This window comes from Erwinia sp. (genome assembly GCF_031978025.1).
GTDB lineage: Bacteria > Pseudomonadota > Gammaproteobacteria > Enterobacterales > Enterobacteriaceae > Erwinia.
Window position 1 is genome coordinate 1 of the sequence record NZ_DALZCD010000168.1, and the last position, 9,362, is coordinate 9,362.

A 9,362-nucleotide genomic window follows, 5' to 3' on the forward strand; every position below is an offset into this window, starting at 1 on the left:
ACTCAATAATATGAACATCTTTTTTAAGGAGGATATTTATATGCCCGTAAATGGAATTGGTAGTGGCTCTCAGAACTACGGGGTCGCCAGCACACCTGCAAACATCCAAAATCAGACCTCTTCATCGTCGGAGACGGCACGCAACATTCACAAAGTTCGGCAGTCAACATACGGATTTAGCAGAGGGCATCAGCGCCAGAATGCAGTAGATTTACGTGTAGATACATCGATTAAGTCAATAAGTTTTGGTAATCCAGTATCCTATTCTACTCCCACCCTGGTAGATAAACTTGGGAGCGGTACTAAAATAAAACTTGAAAAGTAGTTATTAATCCTATTGGTACATGATAATTACAAGATGCATCTTGATGATTACAAGATGCATCTTGTTTAAATACGGGGTTCCGTGGTTATCTCTGCAATAACACACGCTAAGCGATTTTCACCCTGACGGAAAACAAGATTTTTCACCTTAACCCCCCAACTTTAATTCTCCGAAAAACTATGCCAGTTCGATATAAGTATATGTACCCTTTTTTATAGAAATATAATATAACACTGAATATGAAAATCTTTTTAAGGAGGGCATTTATATGCCAGTAAGTGTAGCGACCTGCGTTTATAAATTCACAAATCTGAATTTACCCCTGATTTGCAGCCCACATTAGCTGCAACCAGCGTGGGGTCCAAAACCACAATACCTGCAAATGAACCTGTATTTATCCGCACCAACCTGCATTTCATTTTCTCCGACCCACATTAGCTGATAATAAAGACTGCCCATTAACCTTCGCTACTGGAGGCTGACATTATTGAAATTAAGGAATAAAATATGTAAACGCCTGGTCGTCCGTAGAACGTAAGGTTCAGTGAAAAAATTCATGCATTGAGCCAGATGAATGTGTTGTCGAAGGTTTTATATAAATTCTTTGCCATTGTCGCTTTCGTTAAGTTGTGCCACGGTGAGCATGCCAGACGAGGGTTCAGCCTTTTGGCGGTAGAACTTGCTGACAGGTTCTGCGTAGTCACGGTATGCGTTAAAACGTTCTGAATGGTAGCGGTATAATAGCGGGTCTGATTTCTCGACCTGCTTAGGTGAACACGAGCACTTTTTGATATCAAACATAAAGCCGATATCCGCGAAAGCCATTACTGGATCATCAATGCTACGGGACCAGCAATCCCAGACGACAGGCCCCGCCATCCTATCAAGCCAGCCGATTTCAAAAGTGGCCTCGTTACCGTGATTAGTTACTGTTACATAATTTTCGCAGTCCATTCCTTCCAGAAACCGTTCCATTTTTTCCAGGTTGTTTTCTACCTGTAGCATCGACTCCTCCTGAGAGGGGATTCCTGTCCAATCAATAATGGCCTTGAAATTTAATATGTGGGGTTCTACGCCGGAACCGCCGAAATTTCCGACCTGTAATTTTTTGGTACCTTAATGACTCCATTAGCAATGCCAAGAGCCAGTAACGCCATCCATTTTGCAAAGCAAAAAAACCAGGACATTGCAGGAAAATGTGATCCATATGTACTTTTTATCCACTGTCCATCACCCGTTTAAACGCCTCCATAATAGTCATAACCGCCATGTACAGCAGAGCACCACCATCCTCTGTTGAAGAAAATCTGCAGGCATAATCATGAACCATCCTGGAATTGTAAGCCGGAGCCCAACAAAATTTTGTCATCGAGCAAGCTAAGCCGATCAGGGGTCTGAATTAAAACCACACTATATGTGAGCCTACTCTTTAAGATCGTTCAATCAGAGAGTATGCTGCTCTAAAACCTTCATGTTTGCATGGTTATTGAGCTTCTTATCAACTGTCAGAGGGCTTGTAATGGATATTAGCAGTCTGCTTTTGGATTTTAGAATAACCTCACATTGCGATCTTGGATGTGATCTGTGTTTCCGCAACCCCGGTATTCAGGATTCATCTCTATCCAGTACCCTTAATGTTATTGAACGCATGTATAGAATGGGTTTCCGTCGTATCGGTTTTACTGGTGGTGAACCAACGTCCAGAACGGACTTCATTAACCTGATTGAATACGCAAAACAGATGGGTTTTATGACCTATCTATCCACAGTCGGGCATCGTTTCATAATGGATCATGCGCGGTTAAATCCGGTTCTGGATTGGGTAGGAATGCCAATTGACGGGATTGATAAGCGTGTCAATTCGGATATTCGCAGTGATAAAATGAGTAACCAGCACAGAGTTATCAAAAATATATTAACATGGCTCCCGAATAATAATAACCGCATTAATATCAAACTTACTACTGTGGTCTCTCAGTCAAACGTCGCTCTGCTAAGTGATATTGTCAGCTGGGTGGAAGCACTTCCCTATAAGATCCAGGCTTGGCGATTTTACCAGTTCTGCCCCTTAGGCGTCGGGAAAGAAAAAAGGGATAAACTGGAAATCAATACAGATGTATTTACAGACACAATGGAAATACTGAAAAAACAACATCCAGGCATGCCCATTAGCTGCGCCACCTTCGATGAGAGGGACAAGGCCAATGTTGTTATGGAACCAAATTTTGACATTATTATTCCCGACGGTGAGAACTATACCCTGTTGGGTAATATGCTAACAGACCCACCCGATAAAATTATCAATGCTATTTTTGGGAATAATGAGATCATGCGAAAATGTGAAAATAACCGTTTCTGGCTGGATGAAAGGGAGTTCACCGCATGAGATATAATTATCTTTTTATGGATCCATGGTCAGCAGATAAAAAAGAAAAAAATCAGGAGAGGAAACCCCTATACATATGCCTGTCAGGCAATTCCGGGGTAGGGAAAAGTACCCTTCTGAGACGACTGTCTATGTCTTTATTTAAAGATGATCCGTATACTATCGCCGTTGACGAAAAAAGTGTCCATCATTCACTCCTTCCTTACCTCTTTGATGACACCATCAACTATGGTTATCTTATCCAGCTCAATTTTATGGTGCAGCGTGCGTTGATTATTAAATCCTGGCTGGATAAGGGATTTAATCTTGTTATGGAAAGATCCCATCTTGAGGATTATATATTTATCAAATTTATGTTGAAGGCTAAATATATAAATAAGATACAGTATGATTCTTACATTAATCTATGGAAAAGTATTAATGAATTGCTCACTGAGCCTGACATTATCGCTTTTATTGATTATTCTGTTGAACATTCACTCTCCCATCTCCATGATGATGAAGCGCATGGTGTCCGACCGGAAGAATTTACCGATGAGGAGATGAAGGTTAAATGGATCAAAGGATGGCACGCGGAATACCAGAATTTTACAGATAATCTTCCGGAACAGCTTCGTCAGCGGGTGATGATTTGTAATCATCCAGATGAAATTGACACCTTTTCGAATATGGTGATTCAGAAAGCAATGATGTTAAGGAGATGAAATGCGCCAGAGAGTAATAGTATGTCCTGTGATACAAAATGAAGGTGAGTTTTTGCTTTGTAAAATGGCCTCCGATCGCGGGGTTTTCCCGGGACAATGGGCTCTGCCTGGCGGTGGAATGGAACCCGGCGAGACGATGGAAACCGCTCTAAGGCGAGAAATCATGGAAGAATTAGGGGAAGAACTGCGTATCACGGAAGTTAAGCCGTGGGCTTTTCGTGACGATATCCGCACTAAAACGTATCCGGATGGCACCACCGAAGAAATTTACATGATTTATCTTATATTTGACTGTGTTAGTACAAACCGGAATGTTACTTTTAACGAGGAATTTCAGGAAATTACCTGGGTGTCATCTGAAGCTATGAAAAGCATGGATTTAAATGAAGCGACCCGGGTCACTTTTGCCCAAAAAGGACTCATTTAGCGAGCTATTCCTGGCCTTTATGACAGAAGTTTATCTGTTGATTATTCGGATTATTAATTTTTTTTCACCCGGGAAAGCTTTCGATAGACTGTTGGCCGTGAAACTGAAAAACTCAGCCAGATCGCTGATTGAGTCCTGCCCGGTTCCCAGCATTCGGTACAATTCTTTCTGTTGTTTATCCGATAGTTTTGGCTGCTTCCCACGCAGCCTCCCTTTCTCTCTGGCTATAGCCATACCTTCTCTGGTTCAAAGGCGTACCAAATCTCCCTCAAACTCAGCAAAAGTGGCCAGCACGTTGAAGAACATTTTCCCCATGGGGTCTGCCGGATCGTAGATGCCAGCTCCCAGAGCAAGTTTTACCCCCTGACAACTAAAGCGGCTGCGATCTCCCTTGCATCAGGAACAGAACGGGCCAGACGGTCAAGTTTAGGAACAACCAGCGTGTCGCCACTGCGAACGGCAACCAACGCCTGATCCAAACCAGGTCGCTGTCGGTTTGAACCTGCCAGTCCTTTATCGATGTAAATTCTGTCCGGAGAGACACCGAGTTTTATCAATGCTTCCTGTAGTCGTCAGGGGCCCCACGCTCGAATTTACTGCATCCTTCAGATCGCTTACTTTAAAGCCAAATACCTGTTTTCCCGCTTCGGATGGAGTGATGTTAAGAACGACAGCAACTTTATCCTGAGCCGTTATTTTCAGGGTGAGTCACTTACGGAGCGGCCTCTCACTAAGCACGAACGCTATACTCAGCGCGAAAAAATCTGCGTACTGTACGGTTACCGGTCATGGTCATCTGCACTGTCTTCACAATTCGAACAGCAGGCTATCGCCGGTGGCCTGGCAGCACATTTTGCTGAACGGACATGATACCTTGCAGTGCAGCAATGAAATCGTTGACCTGGATGCGTTGGTTACCGGGCTGAAACTGGGGTAACGGGAAGATAGTTCTGTTTAAGTATACCGGCTTAAGACTGAAAGCTGACGTTAATTCACCCAACCGGCGTTTGCTAAATGATAACAACGCCAACTTCAGGCTTATACGCCAGCCCAATAACCTCACTCTGCCCTCAGCGAGCGACAGGCGCATTCAGTACCGGCTGGCTCACTTTATCCTTCAGGCCGCTTTAATGCGCCCCGCTTTTGGCTTCTTTTCTTCCGCGGCATCGTCATCCGCTATCGCTGTGACCGCTGCGACGGGACGGGACGCTTCCGCATCCGGCATTTTGCTGGTACGCAGAATATGCTGCACGGCGTCTTTGTTTTCCGACAGGAACATGCCCAATGCCTCACGCTGAGTTTCGTCCATATCCAGCGGCGCAGCGCTCAGCCAGTCGCAGAACACTTCAGCCATATCCAGCATTTTGTCATAAGCGTCGGCTTCTTTCTTACTGGCGAAAGTCATCTTTTCCTCACCTTTTCTAACGACAACATATTTGATTTCAACAGCCATAGTGCCCACCTCGTTTAACTGTATTTTTATACAGTATATCAGGCCGGGATTTTTTCTCAAGCCCGGAAATCGGATGAAGACGCAATCGTTTTCGTTTATACTGCGCCCGCGTTTTTCCTCTAATCGGGTAGAGATTTATGACAACTCTTGGTACTGCGCTACGTCCTGCCGCAACTCGTGTCATGCTGTTGGGATCGGGCGAACTGGGCAAAGAAGTGGCGCTGGAATGTCAGCGTCTTGGTGTTGAAGTGATCGCAGTGGATCGCTATGCCGATGCGCCAGCGATGCATGTTGCCCATCGCAGTCACGTCATTAATATGTTGGATGGCGAGGCGCTGAAAGCCCTGGTAGCGCAGGAACGGCCGGATTATATCGTGCCTGAAATCGAAGCCATCGCTACCGATATGCTGGTTGAACTGGAAAAACAGGGCCAGCGCGTAGTCCCTACGGCGCGCGCTGCCCGCCTGACCATGCATCGTGAAGGCATTCGTCGCCTGGCCGCAGAAGAGCTGGCGCTGCCGACCTCTTCCTATCGCTTTGCCGATAGCGAGGCAGAGTTTAATCAGGCCGCACAGGAAATTGGCTTCCCCTGCATCGTGAAGCCCGTGATGAGCTCTTCCGGCAAGGGACAGAGCTTTATCCGCGAGGCTGCAGAACTGACTTCCGCCTGGGAATACGCGCAGCAGGGCGGGCGTGCCGGTGCAGGCCGGGTCATTGTAGAAGGCGTCGTAAAATTCGACTTTGAGATCACGCTCCTCACCGTCAGCGCTGCCGATGGCATACATTTTTGCGCGCCGATTGGCCATCGCCAGGAAGACGGCGACTACCGTGAATCCTGGCAGCCGCAGCAGATGAGCGAGCTGGCTCTCCAGCGCGCACAGCAAATTGCAGAAAAAGTGGTTACCGCTCTGGGCGGCTACGGGCTGTTTGGCGTGGAGCTGTTTGTTTGCGGCGATGAAGTGGTATTTAGCGAGGTTTCCCCACGCCCGCATGATACCGGTATGGTCACGCTGATTTCTCAGGACCTTTCGGAATTTGCGCTGCATGTACGGGCTTTTCTGGGGCTGCCCGTTGGCGGCATCCGGCAGTACGGCCCGGCGGCCTCGGCGGTGATCCTGCCAACGTTAAACAGCGACAACGTACAGTTTGCCAATCTGGATACGGTACTGGGCGCAGGCCTGCAGCTTCGCCTGTTTGGCAAGCCGGACGTTCAGGGTAAACGCCGAATGGGTGTTGCGCTGGCAACCGGTGACAGTATTGATGAGGCCGTAGAGCGCGCCATCGCCTGCGCCACGGGCGTAAAAGTCAGCGGCTGATATCTTTACCGCTTCGACAAAAAGGATGGCGCTGGCCATCCTTTTTTACGCTGGTTTTACCGGAAAACGCGTTAACGCGCGCCTGCCACCGCCTCTTTGGCCAGTTGCGTAATACGATCGTAATCCCCTGCTTCCAGCGCATCAGTCGGCACCAGCCACGACCCCCCGATACAAAGCACGCTTTTCAGGGCCAGATAATCACGATAGTTAGCCGGAGAGATGCCCCCGGTCGGGCAGAAGCGAACCTGTGGAAAAGGCCCGCTGATAGCCTGAAGCGCTTTTACGCCCCCATTGGCTTCCGCCGGGAAAAATTTAAATTCGCACAGGCCATGGTCCATTCCGGCCATCAGCTCAGACACGGTGCTGATGCCTGGAATGAGCGGAATGGGCCCTTCCATAGCAGCCTGAAGGAGCGGCGCGGTGATGCCAGGACTGATAACAAATTTTGCGCCCGCCTCGGTTACTTCCTGCAGCTGCTGCACGTTCAGTACCGTCCCGGCGCCGACGATCGCTTCAGGTACTTCTGCAATCATCGCTCTTATCGCGTCCATTGCGCAGGCCGTTCTCAGCGTCACTTCAAGCACTTTTACCCCACCCGCTACCAATGCTTTCGCCATCGGTACTGCATGTTCCAGCTTGTTGACTACGATGACCGGCACGACCGGGCCAGTAGTAAGGATTGTTTCAGCGCTTGTTTCCCAGTTACTCATCGTCCTGCTTCTCCTGTCAGGCCTGCCTGCTTCGGTAAGGCGTGCAAAAACGACGCGCGCGGCGCCTGAAAAGTGCTCGTCTTCTACCATACAGGATTATTAACCGGGTCGTCCATGTGCCTGTGTAATTTTTGAAACTACGGTTCACTTTTCTCTGTGACGGGGCCAGACGAAAAAAAACCCGCCGAAGCGGGTCAGGTCACTCTTATTCAAACTCGTTCCAGGAACGGCCGTCGCGGGTAATCATAGCGACGGAGGCAACCGGTCCCCAGGTGCCGGCCTGATAAGGTTTAGGCGCTTCGTTATCCGCAGCCCAGGCTTCCATAATGGAATCCACCCATTTCCAGGCCTCTTCCACTTCATCGCGACGCACAAACAGCGCCTGAATACCGCGCATCGTTTCCAGCAACAGACGCTCATAGGCATCGGCCAGGTGCGACTGATTAAAGGTTTCCGAGAAGCTCAGATCCAGCTTGGTGGTTTGCAGGTTGTGTTTATGATCCAGCCCTGGCACTTTATTCAGGATCTGGATATCCACCCCTTCATCCGGCTGCAGACGAATGGTCAGTTTGTTCTGCGGCAGTTCCTGCCAGGAATCTTTAAACAGGTTTAGCGCCGGGTTTTTAAAATAGACCACGACTTCAGAACACTTGGTTGGCAGACGCTTACCGGTGCGCAAATAGAACGGGACGCCAGCCCAACGCCAGTCGTCGATATCGACACGGATGGAGACGAAGGTTTCGGTATTGCTGGATTTGTTCGCATCTTCTTCTTCCAGATAGCCAGGGACTTTTTTACCCTGAACAAAGCCGGAAGTGTACTGCCCGCGCACGGTCTTATCGCGCACGTTAGTATGATCGATACGACGCAGCGAGCGCAGCACTTTCACTTTTTCATCACGAATACGGTCAGCGCTCAGATCGGCCGGTGGCGACATGGCAATCATCGTCAGAACCTGTAGCAGGTGGTTCTGGATCATGTCACGCATCTGGCCCGCTTTATCAAAGTAACCCCAGCGCCCTTCGATCCCCACCTCTTCCGCCACGGTAATCTGCACGTGGTCGATGGTGCGGTTATCCCAGTTAGCAGCAAACAGCGAGTTGGCAAAGCGCAGCGCCAGCAGGTTCAGTACCGTCTCTTTGCCCAGATAGTGGTCAATACGGAAAACCTGGTTTTCTTCAAAGTACTCCCCCACCTGATCGTTGATTTCACGCGAGGTTTCAAGGGAGGTACCCAACGGCTTCTCCATCACCACACGTGCAGGCTGCGCATTCAGTTTAGCCGTACCCAGCCCTTTACAGATGGCACCGAAGGTCCCCGGCGGCATGGCAAAATAGTTGATGGTTACGCGTTTTTTCTGGTCAAGCATTTTGCCCAGTCTGCTGAAGTGTGCCGCGTCGTTAACGTCCAGATTACAGAAGTCGAGTCGGTTGCTCAGCTTGTCCCAAAGCGCCTCGTCAACAGGCTCCTTCATAAAGGTTTCCAGCGCTTCACGAACGACTTTGGTGTAGGCCGCTTTATCCCATTCTGCACGGCCCACGCCAATAATGCGCGATTCCTCGTGGATCTGGCCGGCTTTTTCCAGCTGGTACAGGGAAGGCAACAGTTTCCGGCGCGCAAGATCGCCTTTGGCACCAAAAATCACCAGATCACATGCCTGGGCTGTTTGTGTAACCGCCATTCTATTCTCCTCGTTGCAGGATAAACCCAACCGGCGGATCCCTGCGCGGTCAGGCTTTTAATTTTCTTTCAATACAATGTACTGCTTTTGCCGGGTCGGCGTAAACCTGGCGACGCCCCGCCAGCACAGAGTAGCCAGTCTGGCGGCATTTTGCTGCCCAATACACAGGCAGATTGTGTCTAAATTTTCCGCTTGCCAATATCCCGCCGCCAGAGGAAGCGATCGTAACAGGATAGCGAAAATCCGTGAAAAGAGGAGAAAAGGCAGAGAAAAAGCGATTAGTTACGATTAAAGCGGCTTATCGCTTTGAGGGGAGAATCATCGTTTTCGCCTTTATATGAAATCGTTGAAACAGATAGT

Annotated in this window: 9 protein-coding genes and 2 pseudogenes; 6 read left to right on the forward strand and 5 right to left on the reverse strand. The window is 48.7% G+C overall.

Going from position 1 to position 9,362, the window contains the following annotated elements; all coding sequences use genetic code 11:
• A partial coding sequence (locus tag RTK32_RS13880; protein ID WP_312044907.1) for a hypothetical protein occupies positions 1-325 on the forward strand: 325 nt, incomplete at its 5' end.
• 591 nt (positions 326-916) lie between these two features.
• Here the strand turns inward: RTK32_RS13880 and RTK32_RS13885 are convergent.
• Complete coding sequence (locus tag RTK32_RS13885; RefSeq protein ID WP_312044909.1) at positions 917-1,330, reverse strand: hypothetical protein; 414 nt, start codon at positions 1,328-1,330, stop codon at positions 917-919.
• 514 nt (positions 1,331-1,844) lie between these two features.
• Here RTK32_RS13885 and RTK32_RS13890 point away from each other — a divergent pair.
• Genes RTK32_RS13890 through nudI form a run of 3 tightly spaced genes read left to right on the forward strand, consistent with a single transcriptional unit; the run spans position 1,845 to position 3,842 of the window.
• Complete coding sequence (locus RTK32_RS13890) at positions 1,845-2,711, forward strand: radical SAM protein (protein ID WP_312044911.1); 867 nt, start codon at positions 1,845-1,847, stop codon at positions 2,709-2,711.
• On the forward strand, positions 2,708-3,415 hold the full coding sequence (locus tag RTK32_RS13895; protein ID WP_312044913.1) for a deoxynucleoside kinase: 708 nt from the start codon (positions 2,708-2,710) through the stop codon (positions 3,413-3,415). Before RTK32_RS13890 ends, RTK32_RS13895 begins: the two co-directional genes overlap by 4 nt.
• Before the next feature lies 1 nt (position 3,416).
• Positions 3,417-3,842 (forward strand): nucleoside triphosphatase NudI, encoded by a 426-nt coding sequence (gene nudI, locus RTK32_RS13900; RefSeq protein ID WP_312044915.1) that lies wholly within the window; start codon positions 3,417-3,419, stop codon positions 3,840-3,842.
• A 53-nt stretch (positions 3,843-3,895) separates the two neighbouring features.
• Here nudI and RTK32_RS13905 read toward each other — a convergent pair.
• Positions 3,896-4,408, reverse strand: a pseudogene (locus tag RTK32_RS13905) (recombinase family protein); the annotation flags it as partial.
• Between RTK32_RS13905 and RTK32_RS13910 the strand changes: the two are divergent.
• Positions 4,404-4,673 (forward strand): annotated as a pseudogene (locus RTK32_RS13910) (DUF4158 domain-containing protein); the annotation flags it as partial. The pseudogenes RTK32_RS13905 and RTK32_RS13910 sit on opposite strands and share 5 nt — an antisense overlap.
• Positions 4,674-4,959: 286 nt before the next feature.
• Here RTK32_RS13910 and RTK32_RS13915 read toward each other — a convergent pair.
• Positions 4,960-5,295, reverse strand: coding sequence for a YebG family protein (locus RTK32_RS13915; protein WP_312044917.1), 336 nt, complete (start codon positions 5,293-5,295; stop codon positions 4,960-4,962).
• A gap of 137 nt (positions 5,296-5,432) precedes the next feature.
• On the opposite strand from RTK32_RS13915, the gene purT reads away from it, so the two are divergent.
• Positions 5,433-6,611, forward strand: coding sequence for a formate-dependent phosphoribosylglycinamide formyltransferase (gene purT / locus RTK32_RS13920; RefSeq protein WP_312044919.1), 1,179 nt, complete (start codon positions 5,433-5,435; stop codon positions 6,609-6,611).
• A gap of 71 nt (positions 6,612-6,682) precedes the next feature.
• Here the strand turns inward: purT and RTK32_RS13925 are convergent, their stop codons facing one another.
• Together RTK32_RS13925 and zwf are read right to left on the reverse strand one after the other, a co-directional pair.
• Entirely contained in the window at positions 6,683-7,321 is a 639-nt protein-coding gene (locus RTK32_RS13925; protein ID WP_312044921.1) for a bifunctional 4-hydroxy-2-oxoglutarate aldolase/2-dehydro-3-deoxy-phosphogluconate aldolase, read from the reverse strand.
• 205 nt (positions 7,322-7,526) lie between these two features.
• Positions 7,527-9,002 (reverse strand): glucose-6-phosphate dehydrogenase, encoded by a 1,476-nt coding sequence (gene zwf / locus RTK32_RS13930; protein WP_312044923.1) that lies wholly within the window; start codon positions 9,000-9,002, stop codon positions 7,527-7,529.
• Positions 9,003-9,362: the final 360 nt, after the last annotated feature.

Excerpts from the sequence above, each read along its gene's own strand:
- RTK32_RS13885 (WP_312044909.1), bottom strand. The coding sequence starts at position 1,330 with ATGCTACAGGTAGAAAACAACCTGGAAAAAATGGAACGGTTTCTGGAA.
- RTK32_RS13890 (WP_312044911.1), top strand. The coding sequence starts at position 1,845 with ATGGATATTAGCAGTCTGCTTTTGGATTTTAGAATAACCTCACATTGC.
- RTK32_RS13895 (WP_312044913.1), top strand. The coding sequence starts at position 2,708 with ATGAGATATAATTATCTTTTTATGGATCCATGGTCAGCAGATAAAAAA.
- nudI (WP_312044915.1), top strand. The coding sequence starts at position 3,417 with ATGCGCCAGAGAGTAATAGTATGTCCTGTGATACAAAATGAAGGTGAG.
- RTK32_RS13915 (WP_312044917.1), bottom strand. The coding sequence starts at position 5,295 with ATGGCTGTTGAAATCAAATATGTTGTCGTTAGAAAAGGTGAGGAAAAG.
- purT (WP_312044919.1), top strand. The coding sequence starts at position 5,433 with ATGACAACTCTTGGTACTGCGCTACGTCCTGCCGCAACTCGTGTCATG.
- RTK32_RS13925 (WP_312044921.1), bottom strand. The coding sequence starts at position 7,321 with ATGAGTAACTGGGAAACAAGCGCTGAAACAATCCTTACTACTGGCCCG.
- zwf (WP_312044923.1), bottom strand. The coding sequence starts at position 9,002 with ATGGCGGTTACACAAACAGCCCAGGCATGTGATCTGGTGATTTTTGGT.